This window comes from Rhodococcus sp. MEB041, from assembly GCF_030208955.1.
Taxonomy (GTDB): domain Bacteria; phylum Actinomycetota; class Actinomycetes; order Mycobacteriales; family Mycobacteriaceae; genus Rhodococcoides.
Genome location: NZ_JARVSZ010000002.1, coordinates 692,662 through 710,745, shown reverse-complemented (window position 1 = coordinate 710,745; position 18,084 = coordinate 692,662). Strand labels below are relative to the sequence as shown.

General features: G+C 66.8%; 16 protein-coding genes. 13 read left to right on the top strand and 3 right to left on the bottom strand.

Annotated features, from left to right (window positions below):
• Positions 1 to 27 precede the first annotated feature (27 nt).
• The 6 genes from QRN16_RS07305 to nrdF all read left to right on the top strand — a co-directional run bounded on the left by QRN16_RS07305 (position 28) and on the right by nrdF (position 6,373).
• On the top strand, positions 28 to 588 hold the full coding sequence (locus QRN16_RS07305) for an NAD(P)H-dependent oxidoreductase (protein ID WP_027507049.1): 561 nt from the start codon (positions 28 to 30) through the stop codon (positions 586 to 588).
• Between the two features lie 367 nt (positions 589 to 955).
• A complete protein-coding gene (locus QRN16_RS07300) occupies positions 956 to 1,198 on the top strand; it encodes a redoxin NrdH (protein ID WP_027507048.1) in 243 nt (80 codons plus the stop codon).
• A 135-nt stretch (positions 1,199 to 1,333) separates the two neighbouring features.
• Positions 1,334 to 1,771: a class Ib ribonucleoside-diphosphate reductase assembly flavoprotein NrdI gene (gene nrdI, locus QRN16_RS07295; RefSeq protein WP_037187075.1), complete on the top strand. Its 438-nt coding sequence runs from the start codon at positions 1,334 to 1,336 to the stop codon at positions 1,769 to 1,771.
• A gap of 45 nt (positions 1,772 to 1,816) precedes the next feature.
• The gene (nrdE, locus tag QRN16_RS07290; protein WP_027507046.1) at positions 1,817 to 3,979 is read left to right on the top strand and encodes a class 1b ribonucleoside-diphosphate reductase subunit alpha; all 2,163 of its coding nucleotides are present in this window, start codon (positions 1,817 to 1,819) and stop codon (positions 3,977 to 3,979) included.
• Between the two features lie 311 nt (positions 3,980 to 4,290).
• Positions 4,291 to 5,079 carry a DUF8370 family protein gene (locus tag QRN16_RS07285; protein WP_502943983.1) on the top strand — a complete coding sequence of 263 codons (789 nt, stop codon included), beginning with the start codon at positions 4,291 to 4,293 and terminating at the stop codon, positions 5,077 to 5,079.
• Positions 5,080 to 5,365: 286 nt separating this feature from the next.
• Positions 5,366 to 6,373, top strand: coding sequence for a class 1b ribonucleoside-diphosphate reductase subunit beta (gene nrdF / locus QRN16_RS07280; RefSeq protein ID WP_285185344.1), 1,008 nt, complete (start codon positions 5,366 to 5,368; stop codon positions 6,371 to 6,373).
• Positions 6,374 to 6,666: 293 nt separating this feature from the next.
• Here the strand turns inward: nrdF and QRN16_RS07275 are convergent, their stop codons facing one another.
• Together QRN16_RS07275 and QRN16_RS07270 are read right to left on the bottom strand one after the other, a co-directional pair.
• A complete protein-coding gene (locus QRN16_RS07275; RefSeq protein ID WP_027507044.1) occupies positions 6,667 to 7,140 on the bottom strand; it encodes an NUDIX hydrolase in 474 nt (157 codons plus the stop codon).
• 24 nt (positions 7,141 to 7,164) lie between these two features.
• Complete coding sequence (locus QRN16_RS07270) at positions 7,165 to 8,235, bottom strand: ABC transporter substrate-binding protein (RefSeq protein ID WP_027507043.1); 1,071 nt, start codon at positions 8,233 to 8,235, stop codon at positions 7,165 to 7,167.
• Positions 8,236 to 8,479: 244 nt separating this feature from the next.
• On the opposite strand from QRN16_RS07270, the gene ctaD reads away from it, so the two are divergent.
• From ctaD to QRN16_RS07255, 3 genes are all read left to right on the top strand, one after another.
• Positions 8,480 to 10,267, top strand: a complete 1,788-nt coding sequence (gene ctaD / locus QRN16_RS07265) for an aa3-type cytochrome oxidase subunit I (protein ID WP_027507042.1) — start codon at positions 8,480 to 8,482, stop codon at positions 10,265 to 10,267.
• An 81-nt stretch (positions 10,268 to 10,348) separates the two neighbouring features.
• A complete protein-coding gene (serB, locus tag QRN16_RS07260) occupies positions 10,349 to 11,599 on the top strand; it encodes a phosphoserine phosphatase SerB (RefSeq protein WP_027507041.1) in 1,251 nt (416 codons plus the stop codon).
• On the top strand, positions 11,596 to 12,384 hold the full coding sequence (locus tag QRN16_RS07255; RefSeq protein WP_374198517.1) for a peptidyl-tRNA hydrolase: 789 nt from the start codon (positions 11,596 to 11,598) through the stop codon (positions 12,382 to 12,384). The genes serB and QRN16_RS07255 overlap by 4 nt, the downstream gene beginning before the upstream one ends.
• A 1-nt stretch (position 12,385) precedes the next feature.
• Here QRN16_RS07255 and glgX read toward each other — a convergent pair whose 3' ends face one another.
• Positions 12,386 to 14,551: a glycogen debranching protein GlgX gene (glgX, locus tag QRN16_RS07250; protein ID WP_285185339.1), complete on the bottom strand. Its 2,166-nt coding sequence runs from the start codon at positions 14,549 to 14,551 to the stop codon at positions 12,386 to 12,388.
• Positions 14,552 to 14,594: 43 nt separating this feature from the next.
• Here glgX and QRN16_RS07245 point away from each other — a divergent pair, with 43 nt between their 5' ends.
• From QRN16_RS07245 to QRN16_RS07230, 4 genes are read left to right on the top strand one after another with little or no spacing between them, the layout of a single operon-like run.
• Positions 14,595 to 15,431 (top strand): ABC transporter ATP-binding protein, encoded by an 837-nt coding sequence (locus QRN16_RS07245; protein ID WP_027507055.1) that lies wholly within the window; start codon positions 14,595 to 14,597, stop codon positions 15,429 to 15,431.
• A complete protein-coding gene (locus QRN16_RS07240) occupies positions 15,428 to 16,246 on the top strand; it encodes an NUDIX hydrolase (RefSeq protein ID WP_285185337.1) in 819 nt (272 codons plus the stop codon). Before QRN16_RS07245 ends, QRN16_RS07240 begins: the two co-directional genes overlap by 4 nt.
• Positions 16,247 to 16,256: 10 nt before the next feature.
• Positions 16,257 to 17,036, top strand: coding sequence for an enoyl-CoA hydratase/isomerase family protein (locus QRN16_RS07235; protein WP_056446209.1), 780 nt, complete (start codon positions 16,257 to 16,259; stop codon positions 17,034 to 17,036).
• Positions 17,037 to 17,069: 33 nt separating this feature from the next.
• Positions 17,070 to 18,080, top strand: coding sequence for a class I SAM-dependent methyltransferase (locus tag QRN16_RS07230; protein WP_027507036.1), 1,011 nt, complete (start codon positions 17,070 to 17,072; stop codon positions 18,078 to 18,080).
• The last annotated feature ends 4 nt before the right edge of the window (positions 18,081 to 18,084 follow it).

Sequence of the window (18,084 nt, the reverse complement as noted above, 5' to 3'; positions counted from 1 at the left end):
GACACACTTCGTCGAAAGGACCCACCCATGAGCCGCGTCATCGCACTCGTCGGCAGCCTCCGCGCCGCCTCCATCACCCGTCGTCTCGCCGAGACCGCCGCGTCAGTCGCACCCGAGGGCGTCGAGGTCGTCATTCACGAGGGCCTCGGAGGCCTTCCGTTCTACAACGAGGACATCGACACCCCCGAGTCGGTCGCTTCGCTCGACACCGTGACCGCTCTGCGCGCGGCCGTCCAGGACGCCGACGCCGTGTTGCTGCTCACGCCCGAGTACAACGGCACCATCCCCGCAGTACTCAAGAACGCCATCGACTGGCTCTCCCGCCCCTACGGCAGCGGCGCCATCTCCACCAAGCCGACCGCCGTCATCAGTTCCTCGCCGAGCTCGAACGGCGCCCGGTGGGCCAAGGAGGACACGGAGAAGGCGGCGCGGATCGCCGGCGCGAGCGTGCTCGACGACGTCGATCTCGCCATCGGTGGCGTGGTGGCCGCGATCGACGGGGGCCATCCCCGTGACAACTCACAGATCGCCGCGGACATCGCCGAGGTCGTCACGGCGCTCACCCGCGCGGAGCTCGTCGATGCCTGAGGCTCGAGGCCCCGTCTGCAGCGCGGTCTCGCGACGCGCCCGAGGGGTCGCGACACGCCGGAGTTTTCCGCGTCCGACCAGGTAATTCCACCAGTGTCATTACAAAGTGTGGTGTTGCCTTGCACTGTCGGACACTAGGTGTAGTGTCTTGAACACCGAGAGGCCACAACGGCTCGAGGCCCGCATCACCCCCTTTTCGGAGGGGTGGATGCGGGTCCGGCCCGGTCTCTCGGACAGGTTGTCAGTGGTGTGCACGGCAGAGTCGGCGGGTCTCGCTTTCTCCAGTGCGATCCCACAGCAGCAGTGCAGGACAGCTCTCGGGCGAACAGCGAGCGCATCCGGACACAGGATGCGGAGAAGAGGATTCATGAGCGCCACCACCGTCACCGTCTACACCAAGCCCGCCTGCGTGCAGTGCAAGGCCACGTACCGCGCTCTCGACAAAGAGGGCATCGAGTACGACGTCATCGACATCTCGCAGGATCCCGAGGCACGTGACTACGTCATGGCGCTCGGCTACCTGCAGGCACCTGTCGTCGTCGCAGGCGAGGACCACTGGTCCGGCTTCCGTCCCGACCGCATCAAGACCCTCGTCACCGCCGCTGCCTGAAGCGCGTCCGCCGCGTCTTCCGACGAGGAGGCCGGCTCGGGTGAGTTCCCGACTCACCGCTGACGGCCGACCCACCCGGTCCGCGCCGTCGCGAATGTCGAAGAAGTGCGCAGAGTCGGCGGAGGATGGAGCATCGTGTCCGAATCGCTGGTCTACTTCTCGAGCGTCTCGGAGAACACCCACCGGTTCGTGGAGAAGCTCGAGATCCCCGCGACGCGCATCCCCGTCCGCTATCCCCGCGACGACGTGGAGATCGACCGTCCGTACGTCCTGATCCTCCCGACCTACGGCGGCGGCACCACCGCGCTGGGGCGCGACACGAGTTACGTCCCCAAGCCCGTCATCCGGTTCCTCAACGACGAGCACAACCGGTCCCTCATCCGCGCCGTCATCGCCGCGGGCAACACCAACTTCGGCGATTCGTACTGTTTCGCCGGGGACGTGGTCTCGGCAAAATGTCAGGTCCCGTTCCTCTATCGCTTCGAAGTCATGGGTACCCCGGAGGACGTGGAGCGGGTCCGCACCGGACTCGCCGAGTTCTGGGACCGGCTCGACGCGACCTGCACCATCTGATCGTCCGCACCAGTACCGCCCATCATCGATCTCAGGAGTACGCACATGGCACCGACCATCACCGACTCGTCTCCCGCCGTGTCGCGCCGTGACGACTCGGAGCTCGACTATCACGCTCTGAACGCGATGCTCAACCTGTACGGGCCGAACGGCGAGATCCAGTTCGAGAAGGACCGGGACGCCGCGCGGGCGTACTTCCTGCAGCACGTCAACCAGAACACGGTCTTCTTCCACAACCTCGACGAGAAGCTCGACTACCTCGTGGAGGAGAACTACTACGAGGCAGAGGTTCTCGACCAGTACTCGCGATCCTTCGTCAAGGGTCTGATCGAGCACGCCTACTCGAAGAAGTTCCGGTTCCCCACCTTCCTGGGTGCGTTCAAGTACTACACGTCCTACACACTCAAGACGTTCGACGGGAAGCGCTACCTGGAGCGCTTCGAGGATCGGGTGTGCATGGTCGCGCTGACGCTGGCCGCCGGCAACGAGACTCTCGCGACCGACCTGGTCGACGAGATCATCGCCGGCCGCTTCCAGCCGGCCACTCCCACGTTCCTCAACTCGGGCAAGAAGCAGCGCGGCGAGCCCGTCTCCTGCTTCCTCCTGCGCATCGAGGACAACATGGAGTCCATCGGTCGCTCCATCAACTCGGCACTGCAGCTGTCCAAGCGTGGTGGCGGAGTCGCGTTGCTGCTCAGCAACATTCGTGAATCCGGTGCGCCGATCAAGCGCATCGAGAACCAGTCTTCGGGCGTCATCCCCATCATGAAGCTGCTCGAGGACTCGTTCTCGTACGCCAACCAGCTCGGAGCGCGGCAGGGTGCCGGCGCGGTGTACCTGCACGCGCACCACCCGGACATCTACAAGTTCCTCGACACCAAGCGCGAGAACGCCGACGAGAAGATCCGCATCAAGACGCTGTCCCTCGGCATCGTCATCCCGGACATCACGTTCGAGCTGGCGAAGAAGAACGAGGACATGTACCTCTTCTCGCCGTACGACGTCGAGCGCATCTACGGCAAGCCCTTCGCCGACGTGAACGTCAGCGAGACGTACCACGAGATGGTCGACGACGCGCGCATCCGCAAGACGAAGATCAAGGCGCGCGAGTTCTTCCAGACCCTCGCCGAGCTGCAGTTCGAGTCGGGCTACCCCTACATCATGTTCGAGGACACGGTGAACCGGGCCAATCCCATCGAGGGCAAGATCACGCACTCGAACCTGTGCTCGGAGATCCTGCAGGTCTCGACGCCGTCCACGTTCAACGAGGATCTCTCGTACAGCCATGTGGGCAAGGACATCTCGTGCAACCTGGGTTCGCTGAACATCGCGAAGACCATGGACTCGCCCGACTTCGCGCAGACCATCGAGGTCGCCATCCGCGGCTTGACGGCCGTGTCGGACCAGACCCACATCTACTCGGTGCCGTCCATCGAGCAGGGCAACAACACCTCGCACGCCATCGGCCTCGGCCAGATGAACCTGCACGGCTACCTCGCTCGTGAGCGCATCCACTACGGCAGCGAGGAGGGTGTCGATTTCACCGACATCTACTTCTACACCGTGCTGTTCCATGCGCTGCGGGCCTCGAACCGTCTGGCGAAGGAGCGCGGCAGCTACTTCGGAGGCTTCCCGCAGTCCAAGTACGCGTCGGGCGAGTTCTTCGACAAGTACACCGAGCGCGCCTGGGAGCCCAAGACAGCGCGTGTCCGAGAGTTGTTCTCCCAGTCGGGAATCAGCATCCCGACGCAGGACGACTGGGTCGAGTTGAAGGCGTCGGTGCAGCAGCACGGCATCTACAACCAGAATCTGCAGGCCGTCCCGCCGACCGGCTCCATCTCGTACATCAACTACTCCACCAGTTCCATCCACCCGGTGGCGTCGAAGATCGAGATCCGCAAGGAAGGCAAGATCGGCCGCGTCTACTATCCGGCGCCGTACCTGACCAACGACAACCTGGAGTACTACCAGGACGCGTACGAAATCGGCTACGAGAAGATCATCGACACGTATGCGGCAGCGACGCAGCACGTCGACCAGGGCCTGTCCCTCACGCTGTTCTTCAAGGACACCGCGAGCACCCGCGACATCAACAAGGCGCAGATCTACGCGTGGCGCAAGGGAATCAAGACGCTGTACTACATCCGGCTGCGCCAGATGGCCCTCGAGGGGACCGAGGTCGAGGGTTGCGTCAGCTGCATGTTGTGACAACAACGATGGGCGGGAAACCCGCTATGTAAGTTTCGGTCTGGCTCCGCGCCAACGGAGCCAGACCGATCTCGGCCCGGAAGCGCGAGAGTGACTTATCCAGTCCACTCCAGCGTAGCGGATTTTAGAGAGGCATTGGGCCTCTTGTCCGTCTCCGGGTCTAAAAGGCCAGGAGGCCCCGCATATGACAACGATCACTAGCCACTTCGGCATCGCCGGTCCCGTTCCGTTCGAGGACATACACGTCGACGTGGACAACCGCGTGTTCCTCGACCCGCACGCGATTCGGCTTCAGGGGGCACCTGCTCCCCATGCCGCAAGCGCTGTCAGATGTATCGACAGCTTCTTCGATACCCTTGCAAGATTGGCGATGTCACCGTCCAAGTCGAACCATAATTCTGGGCGAAGCCATGCTGAGAAGCTTCCCTGAGCCCTGGGAAACCCGATGTGGTTTGTCGAGTAATGGTTACTACGGTCATGGGGGCGCTGCTGACGTAGGGTCATGGATCTGGGAAGCGTTAACCCAAAACTTGGAAGTACTTCTACGTGTTGGTGTTCTCAAACACTTAGAGGACCTACCGTTGTTCGTTGACGGCATCGATAAGGACATCACGTCGGACGTCACCACTCGTATTGTTTATGTCGCCTTGGCCGAGTTCACAAGTGAAATGATTGCTCGCTTCCCGGAGTTCCGCCGTGGCCCGAACGCGACCGTCGCAAAGCGCGTGCAGATGTGGGACCCACTTGCATTGTCCTGGACGACTAGGACCGTCAATGTGCCCAGTGTCAACGGGGCGCCGCTACTGCTGATTCCGCGCGGTTGGGGTCGACCACAACTGATGATGTCTGCCCAACGATATTATGCAACAAGTCTTTTGAGTTACGTGCAGGTGGAACAAGCGATTACGACAAGCCGTGGCAAGGTGCTCTACCTGCCGAAGGGGCAACTCAGGGCGCAACCTGCGTTGGCGCCGAGTCGCCGGACGAACGTTGCCGTGACGCGGCGCGCGATCGAAAAGTCCGACGATCTAGTCGAAGTCTTTAAACGCTTCGTTCTCTCGAAGTACGAGCGAGTTGAGCGGGAGAGTTTGGCCGGCTAAGACCGTCGAATACGTGATTGCTTATCCGTCAAGTATGTCAGTCGCTAGATTGGCTCGGGTGTAGTTATCGAAAAGTAGGGCGACACGCATGGCGTGTCGCCCTACTTTTCGTGACGCCAAAAGTCGACGCGCGGCACGGCAGTTGCACTGTCTAAGTGACACGGGTGTAGTTTGAAGAGGTTGAACGAGTGTGCGAGATGCGTCATCGCCCCGGCTTGTTGCCCAGCTGGGCGAAACGCACTTAGATTCGTTCTAGCCGAACTTACCTACTCCGTGGGGAACCTCAATGACAACCGCTTCCAAGCCGCACAGCCCAGCGGGCGGCAACCCGCTCAAGCTCATCGATCGTGTGTCCGCGATCAACTGGAACCGTGTCGTAGACGACAAGGATTCCGAGGTCTGGGATCGGCTCACCAGCAACTTCTGGCTGCCCGAGAAGGTGCCGATCTCGAACGACATCCCGTCCTGGGAGACGCTGACCGAGGTCGAGAAGCAGCTGACCATGCGGGTCTTCACGGGGTTGACGCTGCTCGACACGATTCAGGGCACCGTCGGCGCCGTGTCGCTGATCCCGGACGCCATCACTCCGCACGAGGAGGCGGTGTACACCAACATCTCGTTCATGGAGTCGGTGCACGCCAAGTCCTACTCGTCGATCTTCTCGACGCTGTGCTCAACTCGCGACATCGACGATGCGTTCCGCTGGTCCGAGGAGAACGCGAACCTGCAGCGCAAGGCGTCCATCGTCATGGACTACTACAAGGGCGACGACCCGCTCAAGCGCAAGGTGGCCTCCACCCTGCTCGAGTCGTTCCTCTTCTACTCCGGCTTCTACCTGCCGATGTACTGGTCCTCGCGGGCCAAGCTCACCAACACTGCCGACCTCGTGCGCCTGATCATCCGCGACGAGGCCGTGCACGGGTACTACATCGGCTACAAGTACCAGCGCGGACTCGAGACCCGCTCGCCCGCCGAGCGCGAGGAGCTGAAGAACTACACGTTCGATCTGCTCTTCGAGCTGTACGAGAACGAGACCGAGTACACGCAGGACCTCTACGACGAGGTCGGTCTGACCGAGGACGTCAAGAAGTTCCTGCGCTACAACGCGAACAAGGCGCTCATGAACCTCGGCTACGAGGGCCTGTTCCCGAAGGACGAGTGCGACGTAAACCCGGCCATCCTGTCGGCGCTCTCACCCAACGCCGACGAGAACCACGACTTCTTCTCGGGTTCGGGAAGCTCGTACGTCATCGGCAAGGCAGTCAACACCGAGGACGACGACTGGGACTTCTGACCCACCTCACCTCGGGGCACCGTCCGCTTTGCGGGTGGTGCCCTGAGTCATGTCTGGTGAGCACGTCTCGCGAGTGCGAGGTGCTCCGGTTCCCGCAACCCGCTTCGGTTGTAGCAGGAGCGGGTTGCGGAAACCGGAGCACGTGCGCCGTTGCGCCCTCCTGCAACGGTTGTAGCAATCTGCACCGGTTGTGACCGGTGAAGGTGGCCGAAATCGGTGAGGGTGTGCGGGCGCGCCGGACACTGAGCAGCGGTGCACACAGGACGCGGCAGGACGGCACGGTCCGGCGCCACCTACCGCCGGAACCAGGCCTCCGGGCCGTGGTCCAGCGCCTTCGCGATGCGGAGAGTCGAGGTGTCGGTGATGTCCGCGGGCAGCGCATCGCGCGCGAACCACTGCACGTCGAGGTTCTCGTCGTCCGCGACCCGCGCCTCGCCGGCGACGTACCGGGCGAGGAAGCAGACGTCGAGGTACTGGGTGCGGTCGCCGTTCGGGTAGACGATGGGCTCGGTGACGTCGACACTCGTCAACCGCACGAGCTCGGCCGTCACGCCCGTCTCCTCCAGGATCTCCCGGAGGGCGGCCGGTCCGGGTTCCTCGCCGGGCTCGAGGACGCCGGACACCACGGCCCAGAGCTCGTTGTCCTTGCGACGCGTCAGCAGCAGCCGATCGTCGGCGTCGAGCACGACGGCACTGACACCGGAGAGCCAGAGCGGATCGTGACCGATCTTGGCGCGCAGGGTGGTGATGAACTCGGGTATCGGCACTCCCGGAACGCTACCGCCGACGCGTCAGACGTAGCCGTTCAGCGTGTTCGACACGTCGGTGAGGACCGCGCCCGCAGCCACGAGGCCCTCGCCCGACCACACCGTGTCGTCGACGCTGAACACGCGACTGTCCGTCGCGGCGCCGAGGTCCTTCCAGGCGTCCGAGTCCATGACCTCGGTGCCGCGTTCCAGCCCCGCCTGTCCGTCGAACATGACGTAGATCAGGTCGCCCTCCGCGTCGGACAGATCGTCCTGCGGGAGTGCGCGGGTCTCGCCTAGCTGAGGCCCCGGTCGTCGCACGCCCGCCTGCGCGAGTACCTGCCCCGCGAAGCTGTCGTCGCCGAGCAGTTGTGTGCCGTCGGCGCCGAAGCGCACGAGAGACGCCTCGGTGATGCGGGAGTTCTGCTCGCGGCCCACGGTCTCGGCGCGTGCGCGGTACTGCTCCGTCGCACGGGTGGCGGCGTCACGTCGTCCCATCGCCGCGGCCGCGAGCGTGGACCGTTCGAGCCACGACGACGACGCGCGCGTGAGAACGGTCGGGGCGATGCCGTCGAGTTGCGCGGTGACGGCGGGGTCGAGGGCGTCGCCGCCGATGATGACGTCCGGAGCCAGTGCTCGGATCGCGTCGACGTCGGGGGAGCCCTCGGGTCCGACGCCGGCGATCTCGGCGATGCCGGTGCCGAGGTAGTCCGGGCGCAGCAGGCCGGACGGGGGAGCGGTGGGAGCGAGCGGCGCCGTGGGTGCGCCGACGACGCGCTCCCAGGTGCCGACGGCGCACGACGCGTCGAGTGCCGTCATGGTGAGAACCACGACACGTTGCGGATCGGCGGGCACCGTGGTCGCACGGCCGCTGCCGACGACGAGCCGGGTGTCACCTTGCTGACCGACCGAGTCGACCGGCTGCGGGAGCGCGCACAGGCCGGCGGTGTCACGTTCGATGCCGACGACGCCGGCTCCGGCCACGTTCGTGGTGGTCCGCACAATGGTGGAGGCGTCGTCACTCGAGGTGTCGCCGCAGGCAGAGAGGGCGAGCATCGCGGGAATCGTCGCGAGGGCGACGACCGATCGAGCGTGACGACGAGAGCGATCCGACATGGCCGAGACCTTACGGGCAGTCCGGAAGCCGGTCGCTCGGCGAGTGGCGGGCAGGCCGTGCTCCGGTCGTGGAGGCCTTCGGAAGAGGGCCTCCCGCGGGCCGGAAAATGCGACACCCGGGTGGAAGTACGACACTTCGTAGGACCCGTGCCGCAGTTCGTGTGTCATGGGGTTACGATCCATAGAGCGCACGAATTTCATGCGTCCACCTCGGGCACGGGGAGACGCGCTTTCAGGAGGATCAGTGACTGCCCTAGCGCCCCAGCCAGTCCCCGAGCTGACGGCTTCACGGCCGTACCCGCCCCGTATGGGGCCCAAGGGATCGTTCATCCACAAGATGGTGACGACCACCGATCCGAAGACGCTCGGGATCATGTACATGGTCACGTCGTTCGGCTTCTTCTTGTTCGGTGGCGTCCTCGCCCTGCTCATGCGTGCGGAGCTCGCCCTCCCGGGCATGCAGTTCCTGTCGAACGAGCAGTACAACCAGCTCTTCACCATGCACGGCACGATCATGTTGCTGCTGTACGCGACGCCCATCGTGTTCGCGTTCGCCAACTACATCCTCCCGCTGCAGATCGGTGCGCCCGACGTGGCGTTCCCACGTCTGAACGCGTTCAGCTACTGGCTGTACCTGTTCGGCGCACTCATCGCCTCGGCGGGCTTCATCACCCCCGGTGGCGCTGCAGACTTCGGCTGGACGGCCTACACGCCGCTCACCGACGCCGTGCACTCGCCGGGCGTGGGCGCGGACTTCTGGATCATGGGCCTCGCGCTCTCGGGCCTCGGCACCATCCTCGGTGGCGTGAACATGATCACGACGGTCATCTGCCTGCGTGCCCCGGGCATGACCATGTTCCGGATGCCCATCTTCACCTGGAACATCTTCGTGACGATGATCCTCGTGCTGCTCGCCTTCCCGCTGCTCACCGCGGCACTGCTGGGACTGGCGGCCGACCGACACCTGGGTGCGCACCTGTTCGATCCGGCCACGGGCGGTGTGTTGCTGTGGCAGCACCTGTTCTGGTTCTTCGGTCACCCCGAGGTGTACATCATCGCGCTGCCGTTCTTCGGCATCGTGTCGGAGATCTTCCCGGTCTTCTCCCGTAAGCCGCTGTTCGGTTACACGGGCCTGATCTACGCCACCATCGCCATCGCGGCGCTGTCCATCGCCGTGTGGGCCCACCACATGTACGCGACCGGTGCGGTGCTGCTGCCGTTCTTCTCCTTCATGACGTTCCTCATCGCCGTCCCGACGGGTGTGAAGTTCTTCAACTGGATCGGCACGATGTGGAAGGGCCAGCTGACGTTCGAGACGCCGATGCTGTTCTCGGTCGGCTTCCTGGTCACGTTCCTCTTCGGTGGTCTGTCCGGTGTGCTGCTCGCCAGCCCGCCCATCGACTTCCACGTCACCGACTCCTACTTCGTGGTGGCGCACTTCCACTACGTGCTGTTCGGCACGATCGTGTTCGCGACCTACGCCGGTATCTACTTCTGGTTCCCGAAGATGACGGGCCGGATGATGGACGAGGCTCTCGGCAAGTGGCACTTCTGGGCCACCTTCGTCGGCTTCCACGCCACGTTCCTGGTGCAGCACTGGCTCGGCGCCGAGGGATTCCCGCGTCGCTACGCGGACTACCTCCCGTCCGACGGCTTCACGGTGCTCAACTCGATCTCGACGGTCGGTGCCTTCGTCCTCGGCGCCTCGACGTTGCCGTTCCTCTGGAACGTCTTCAAGAGCTACCGCTACGGCGAGGTCGTCACGGTCGACGATCCGTGGGGCTACGGCAACTCCCTGGAGTGGGCGACCAGCTGCCCGCCGCCGCGCCACAACTTCGTGGAGCTCCCGCGTATCCGCTCCGAGCGCCCCGCGTTCGAGCTGCACTACCCGCACATGGTCGAACGCATGCGAGACGAAGCGCATGTGGGACCGGGCCACGGTGGAGGCAAGACCACCGAGGTGCTCGAGCAGGCACGCCGCGCGCCGATCGCGACCAGCGATCACGAAGGTTCGGGCGACCGCGACAAGTAGTCCTCTCGTTCCACGACCGTTCCAGCGACGAGCCCCTCTCCTCACGGTGAGGGGCTTTTCGTGTGACAAGGAGATACCTCGATGGTGGAGACACCACCCCCGCCGACGTCCGTGCTCGTGACGGTCACCGGCGGTGACAAGCCCGGTGTCACATCCGTGCTCTTCGCCTCGCTGGCGCGACACGACGTCAGCGTCGTGGACGTGGAGCAGGTGGTCATTCGCGGTCGCCTGACGCTCGGTGTCCTGGGCAGTTGCCCCGGGGACGTCGAGAGTTTGCAGGAGCACCTCGAGGAGGCCATGGGCACGGTGGGTGTCCACGTCGACGTCGAGGTCGGGGGAGCGCACGGTCGTTCGCCCCTCTCCACCCACGTCGTCGTCGTGTTGGGACGGCCCGTCACCGCGCGAGCCATCAGCGTGCTGTCGAGCGAACTCGCGCGACAGGGCGCCAACATCGACTCGATCCGCGGTATCGCCGACTACCCGGTGACGGGACTCGAGCTGTTGGTCTCGGCCCGTCCGCAGGAGGAGGGCGGGCTGTCGAGCGACGAGGCCGACGAGGCGTTGCGGTCGGCGCTCGCGACCGTGGCTGCCGGAGTCGGTATCGACGTCGCCGTCGAACGGTCCGGACTGGCTCGTCGAGCGAAGCGCCTCATCGTGTTCGACGTCGACTCGACGCTGGTGCAGGGCGAGGTCATCGAGATGCTCGCGGCGCGGGCCGGAGTCGAGGACGAGGTCCGAGCCGTCACCGAGGCGGCCATGCGAGGCGAGATCGACTTCGCGGAGTCACTGCACCGTCGAGTCGCGACCCTCGCCGGGTTGGACGCATCGGTCATCGACGACGTCGCCGAGGATCTCGAGCTCACGCCGGGCGCGCGCACCACCATTCGGACGTTGCGACGACTCGGCTATCACTGCGGCGTGGTGTCGGGCGGTTTCCGGCAGGTGATCGAGGGCTTGGCGCACGAGCTCGAACTGGACTTCGTGAAGGCGAACACCCTGGAGATCGTCGACGGCAAGCTCACCGGCCGCGTGATCGGCGATGTCGTCGATCGCGCGGCGAAGGCGGTGGCGCTGCGCCAGTTCGCCTCACAGGTCGGCGTGCCGATGGAGCAGACGGTGGCGGTCGGCGACGGTGCCAACGACATCGACATGCTCACCGCGGCGGGTCTCGGCATCGCCTTCAACGCGAAGCCGGCGCTGCGCGAGGTCGCGGACGCGGCGCTGTCCTATCCGTTCCTCGACGCGCTGCTCTTCGTCCTCGGTGTCACCCGCAGTGAGATCGAGGCCGCCGACTCCCTCGACGGCGGGGTTCGCCGCATCCCCATCCCGTGATCGACGAGGGTCCCCTGGAGGACGTCCGGCCGTCCACCCTCGAGGAGCGCCACGCGGTGCTGGTGGCCGGGACGAGTGCGGCCGGTTCCTACGGCTCGCGAGTCGATCCGCCCGATCCTGCCGACGTGCGCGCGATGCCGCTGGTGCTCCACATCCCCAAGGTCGATCCGCCGGCCCGGTCCGACCTGCTGGCCGCGGCGGCGTCCGCGACGCTGCAGGTGTGCCTGGACGAGCGCATCGCCCCGGGCGGTCCCTGGCACGAGGAGTACACGGCGTGGCTGGGTGCGCGGATCCGCAAGGTGTCCCGTCGCGCGCGGGGCGCGCAGTGGACGGCGGCGCAGGAGGTGGACGGCGTGACCGTCGACGCGGGCGGGGCGTCGGCTCGGGCCTACGTGCCGTGCCGTGTGGGTGATCTGGACTCGAGGCTGCGCAAGCTCCAGGTGGGAGGCACCGACCTGCCGGCCGACGACCCGGGACCGCACGCCGAGGGTGCCGTGCGGCTCTGGGTGGACGCGGAGCTCGAGATGACCGTCGGCAAGACCGCCGCCCAGGTGGGACACGCCGTGATGCTCGCTGCCGGTGCCATGACGGTCGAGGACGTCCGGGTGTGGCAGGACGCGCAGTGGGCCGTCAGCGTTCGTGATGCCGATGCCGAGACCTGGTCTCGCCTCGTGGCCGAGTGCGAGCGCGGCACCGCCGTCGGCGTGCGGGACGCCGGCTACACGGAGGTCGCCCCCGGGTCGATGACCGTGATCGCCGAGCTGGACGTCCCGCGCACCGCCTGAGTCAGGACGGGATCGTCGAGATGTAGACGAGCACGATCGGACCGGCCACTCGGACGGTGCTTCCCGCGGTGACGGGCGACGCGTCCACCGGTCGACCGTCGGGTGTCGCGGAGTCGAAGACGGGAACGTAACCGGGTGCCTCGTCCGGCCCGTGTCGACGGTGATCGGGGAGGACGATGTTCGCATCGCCTCCCGAGTGCACCACCAGCAGAGCCGAATCGAAGGTCTCCGCCTCGACCCCTGCGTGTCGGAGCGCGGGGATGCGCACGTCGGATCCGTCGACCCAGGCCTGCAGGGTCCGGGCGTGATCGTCGTTCCACCGATCGCCGACGATCTCGGCCCCGTCGTGGTCGAACCACATGAGATCCGGTTCGCCGCTGGGTGTGTCACGACCGGCGAAGAACTCCTGTTGGCGCAGAACGGGTGCCGATCGACGCAGCCGCAGTGCTCGTCCCAGAGTCGCCGTCAGGGCGTCGTCCCGTCTCGACCAGTCGATCGCGTGCGCATCCGCGGCCGATGTTTCCTGCGGCACGCAGTAGGCATTGTTGTTGCCGTGCTGCGTGTGTCCCAGTTCGTCGCCGGCCAGGAACATCGGTGTCCCGGTGGACAGGGCCAGGGTCGACAGCAGCGCACGCACGTGTCGATCGCGCGCCGCGAGCACGGCGGGGTCCTCGGTCTCGCCCTCGACGCCGTGATTCACCGAGAGGTTGTTGTCGGTGCCGTCGCGGTTGGACTCGCCGTTGGCCTCGTTGTGCTTGGCGTTGTAGGACACCAGGTCTCGCGCGGTGAAGCCGTCGTGAGCGGTGACGAAGTTGACGGACGCCCACGGCCTGCGTCCGGTCGGCGCGAACAGATCCTCGGATCCCGCGAGGCGTGACGCCAGCTCACGCACACCGCCGTGCCCGGCGAAGAAGCGGCGCAGCGTGTCTCGGTAGCGGTCGTTCCACTCGCTCCACACGCCGCCGAACCCGCCGACCTGGTACCCGGGCCCGGTCGCGTCCCACGGCTCGGCGATCAGCTTGGCACGGCACAGGATCGGGTCGGCGGCGATGGCGCTCAACATCGGGGCGTGCGGATCGAAGCGCCATCCGCCCGGCCTGCCCAGAGTGCTGGCGAGATCGAAGCGGAAGCCGTCGACCCCCAGTTCGGTGACCCAGTACCGCAACGAGTCGCAGACCATCCGGACGACGGCCGGGGACGCGGCGTCGACGGTGTTGCCGCATCCCGTCAGATCGATGTCGTGACCGCGGGCGTCCAGCAGGTAGTACCCGCGCGCGTCCAGGCCGCGCCACGAGAGGGAGGGGCCGTCGACACCGCCCTCGCAGGTGTGGTTGTAGACGACGTCGAGGATCACCTCGATACCCGCCTCGTGCAGCGTGTCCACCATCGTGCGGAACTCGGTGACCTCGGCGCCGGGGACCGAGGCGTACGACGGTTCGACGGCGAAGTACGAGCCGGTGCTGTAGCCCCAGTGGTTGCGCATCCCTCGGGCGCGCACACCGGGTTCGGTGAGGCACGCGTGCACCGGAAGCAGTTCCACCGCCGTCACACCCAGCGTACGAAGGTGCTCGAGCACCGCAGGGTGAACGAGTCCGAGGTAGGTGCCGCGCAGATTCTCGGGGACGTCCGGATGGGCACCGGTGAACGACCCGACGTGCACCTCGTACACGACGGTGCGGTCCCAGTCGGTCTCGAGTCGCGGTGCGTCCGAGGCCGGCAGGGGAGCGGTGACCACCGCGAGGGGAGCGTGTCCCAGCGAGTCGACCGTCGACTGCGGCCCGAACGGGTCGTCGCGATACGGCAGGAGGGCTCGCGCGTCGCCGAGGCTGCCGACGATGCGCCGTGCGTAGGGGTCGAGAAGGATCTTGTGCGGATCGAACCGGTGACCGGCCTCGGGATTCCACGGTCCGGAGACGCGGTAGCCGTAGACGGATCCGACGCCGGCCTCGGCGACCATACCGTGCCAGATGCCGTACGTGCGCTGGGTGAGGAGGTGACGCGACTCCCGTGAGTCGGGGCCTGACCCGTCCACCAGACACACCTCGACGGCGTGCGCGTCGGGTGCGTGCACGGCGAAGCAGACGCCGCCCTCCACGGGGTGGGCGCCCAGCGGGAAGGGCGTGCCCGACGCGGCGGCGGACTTCGGTGAGTTCTGTTCGTGCGACACGCGTGCTGATCCTGCCGTGGATGCACCCCGCGCGTGCGGGAAGATGGAAGGCGTGTCCTCTCCTGACCCAGACCTGCTCGTCGAACTCGCCGATGTCTCCGTCGTCCGCGGAGGGACGACCCTCGTCGGCCCCGTCTCCTGGAACGTGGAGCTGGACGAGCGGTGGGTGGTCCTCGGACCGAACGGTGCGGGCAAGACCACGCTGCTGCGCGTCGCCGCGGCGGAGATCTACCCGACCTCCGGCACCGCGCACGTGCTCGGCGAGACACTCGGGCACGTCGACATCTCGGAACTCAAGCCGCGCATCGGCCTGTCGTCCTCTGCTCTCGCCGGACGCATCCCGTCCGACGAGGTGGTGGCCGATCTGGTCGTGTCGGCGGGGTACGCGGTGCTCGGTCGCTGGCGTGAGAAGTACGACGAGGTGGACGACGAGCGTGCGGTCGACATGCTCGAGACGGCCGGTATCGAGCATCTCGCTCGCCGGACCTTCGGGACGCTGTCCGAGGGCGAACGCAAGCGTGTCCTGATCGCCCGCGCTCTGATGACGGACCCCGAGTTGCTGCTGCTCGACGAGCCGGCCGCGGGTCTCGACCTCGGAGGCCGCGAGGATCTCGTCGCCATCCTCACAGACCTCGCACTCGACCCCGACGCCCCCGCGACGGTGCTGATCACGCACCACGTGGAGGAGATCCCACCGGGCTTCACCCACGCGATGCTGCTCAAGGAGGGCGGAGTCGTGGCGCAGGGTCTCATCGACGACGTCATCACGGAGGAGAACCTGTCCACCGCGTTCAGTCAGGCCATCGCCCTCGAGCGCACCGACGGGCGCTTCTTCGCGCGGCGCAAGCGGTCTCGGTCGTCCCATCGGCGAGCGCGGTGACCGAACCGGTCGCGCTGCGGGACGCCTCCACCGTCATCCTGCTGCGCGATGCGCCGGCAGGGCTCGAGGTCTTCCTGCAGCGGCGAGTCGGACGGATGGCGTTCGCCGCCGGCATGACGGTCTTCCCGGGTGGCGGTGTGGATCCGACCGATCGCACGCCCGCGGACGGGGAGGACCGGTGGGCCGGCCCGTCACCCGCGTGGTGGGCGGCACGGTTCGGCACCGACGACGACGCCGCGGCGCGGGCCCTGGTGCTCGCCGCGGTGCGCGAGACCTTCGAGGAGTGCGGTGTCCTGTTCGCCGGGCCCGACGAGCACACCGTCGTCGCGGACACGTCCGATCACGCCGACCGGCGTCGTGCCGTCGAGAAGCATGAGATCTCTTTCGGTGAGTTCCTGGCCGAGACCCGACTGGTGGTGCGCTCCGATCTGCTGCGCCCGCACGCCCGTTGGATCACGCCCGAGGGCGAGACGACCCGTCGGTACGACACCCGCTTCTTCGTCGCGGCGCTCCCGTCCGGGCAACGTCCCGACGGCGAGACGTCCGAGGCCGTCGACGCCGCGTGGGTGCGGCCCGCGGATGCCCTCGACGAGTTCCGTCGCGGCGACCGCATGCTGATGCCGCCCACCTGGGCGTGCCTGCGGCATCTCGCCGGTCACGGGTCGGTGGCCGAGGCCATGGCCGCAGAGGCCGATCTGGCGCCGGTGCAGCCCGTCATCAGCGGATCGGGTGGATCCGTGCGGGTGAACTTCGACGGCGCCGACGAGTATCGCGCCGACCTCCCCCCACGCACCGAGCGGACGTCGAACAGCTAGCGTGCTGGCCATGGCTGAATTCGTGACTCTCGACGTGACCGACGGCATCGGCACCATCCGGCTCTCCCGGCCGCCGATGAACGCCCTGAACCGCCAGGTGCAGGGTGAGCTCCTGGAGGTCTCGCGGGCCGCCGCCGAGGATCCGGACGTCAAGGCGGTCATCGTGTACGGCGGTGAGAAGGTGTTCGCCGCCGGCGCGGACATCAAGGAGATGGCGGAGATGTCCGCGGGCCAGATGACCGACGCGATCGGTGCTTTGCAGGCCGGTCTCGGAGCGATCGCGTCCATCCCGAAGCCCACCGTCGCCGCCATCACCGGATACGCCCTCGGCGGCGGTCTGGAGGTCGCCCTCGGTGCCGATCGCCGCATCGCGGGCGACAACGCGAAGCTCGGCGTCCCCGAGGTGCTGCTCGGCGTCATTCCCGGCGGTGGCGGCACCCAGCGACTCGCCCGGCTGATCGGCCCGAGCCGCGCGAAGGACATGGTGTTCACCGGCCGTTTCGTCGGGGCCGAGGAGGCGCTCGCCGTCGGTCTCGTGGACGAGGTGGTGGCCCCCGATGCCGTGTACGAGGCAGCGCGCACGTGGGCCGGTCAGTTCGTCCGCGGTGCCTCGCGCGCCCTCGCCGCAGCCAAGGCGGCCATCGACGAGGGTCTGGACACCGACCTCGCGACTGGCCTGAAGATCGAGGCGCACGTCTTCGCCTCGCTGTTCGGTACCGAGGACCGCGCGATCGGCATGGCGTCGTTCCTCGAGAACGGCCCGGGCAAGGCCGACTTCACCGGCAACTAGCCTCCCGCGCTCGTTCAGATAGGGTTCCCTTCCATGACCGCTCGTGAACCGCACACCGACACCGCCGCCTCGACCGCACCGTCGGATCCGGCGCCGCGCCCGCACGCGAGTGCCGAGGAAGTGCAGGCCGCACGGTCGGACACCAAGCTGGCCCAGGTGCTCTACCACGACTGGGAAGCGGAGACCTACGACGACAAGTGGTCGATCTCCTACGACCAGCGCTGCATCGACTACGCCCGCGGCCGTTTCGACGCGGTGGCCGGATCCGAGGCCCTGCCGTACGGTCGCGCGCTGGAACTGGGCTGCGGTACCGGCTTCTTCCTGCTCAACCTCATGCAGAGCGGCGTCGCCGCGACCGGGTCGGTCACGGACCTGTCGCCGGGCATGGTCAAGGTCGCGCTGCGCAACGCCGAGAACCTGGGCCTCGACGTGGACGGCCGCGTCGCCGACGCCGAGACCATCCCGTACGAGGACGACACGTTCGATCTCGTCGTCGGTCACGCGGTGCTGCACCACATCCCGGACGTGGAGCAGTCGCTGCGCGAGGTGCTGCGCGTGCTCAAGCCCGGCGGCCGGTTCGTGTTCGCGGGCGAGCCGACGACGGTGGGCAACTTCTACGCGCGGTGGCTGGGGCGTCTCACGTGGGAGGCCACGACCCGCACGACGCGGTTGCCGTTCCTCGCGGACTGGCGTCGCCCGCAACAGGAGCTGGACGAGTCGTCCCGTGCCGCGGCACTCGAGGCCGTCGTCGATCTGCACACCTTCGACCCGACGGAGCTCGAGAACATCGCCGTCGCCGCGGGCGCGGACGACGTGCAGGCCAAGACCGAGGAGTTCGCCGCAGCGCTGCTGGGCTGGCCGGTCCGCACCTTCGAGGCGGCGGTGCCGGCGGAGAAGCTGGGTTGGGGCTGGGCGAGGTTCGCGTTCAACGGCTGGAAGTCGCTGTCGTGGCTCGACGAGAACGTGCTGCATCACGTCGTGCCCCGTGGCTACTTCTACAACGTGATGATCACGGGCACGAAGCCGGACACCGGCGCGCTCTGACGCG

What these genes read in the sequence shown, in the direction of transcription:
- QRN16_RS07305 (WP_027507049.1), top strand. Translation starts at nt 28, where the DNA reads ATGAGCCGCGTCATCGCACTCGTCGGCAGCCTCCGCGCCGCCTCCATC.
- QRN16_RS07300 (WP_027507048.1), top strand. Translation starts at nt 956, where the DNA reads ATGAGCGCCACCACCGTCACCGTCTACACCAAGCCCGCCTGCGTGCAG.
- nrdE (WP_027507046.1), top strand. Translation starts at nt 1,817, where the DNA reads ATGGCACCGACCATCACCGACTCGTCTCCCGCCGTGTCGCGCCGTGAC.
- QRN16_RS07285 (WP_502943983.1), top strand. Translation starts at nt 4,291, where the DNA reads ATGCCGCAAGCGCTGTCAGATGTATCGACAGCTTCTTCGATACCCTTG.
- nrdF (WP_285185344.1), top strand. Translation starts at nt 5,366, where the DNA reads ATGACAACCGCTTCCAAGCCGCACAGCCCAGCGGGCGGCAACCCGCTC.
- QRN16_RS07270 (WP_027507043.1), bottom strand. Translation starts at nt 8,235, where the DNA reads ATGTCGGATCGCTCTCGTCGTCACGCTCGATCGGTCGTCGCCCTCGCG.
- serB (WP_027507041.1), top strand. Translation starts at nt 10,349, where the DNA reads ATGGTGGAGACACCACCCCCGCCGACGTCCGTGCTCGTGACGGTCACC.
- QRN16_RS07245 (WP_027507055.1), top strand. Translation starts at nt 14,595, where the DNA reads ATGGAAGGCGTGTCCTCTCCTGACCCAGACCTGCTCGTCGAACTCGCC.
- QRN16_RS07235 (WP_056446209.1), top strand. Translation starts at nt 16,257, where the DNA reads ATGGCTGAATTCGTGACTCTCGACGTGACCGACGGCATCGGCACCATC.
- QRN16_RS07230 (WP_027507036.1), top strand. Translation starts at nt 17,070, where the DNA reads ATGACCGCTCGTGAACCGCACACCGACACCGCCGCCTCGACCGCACCG.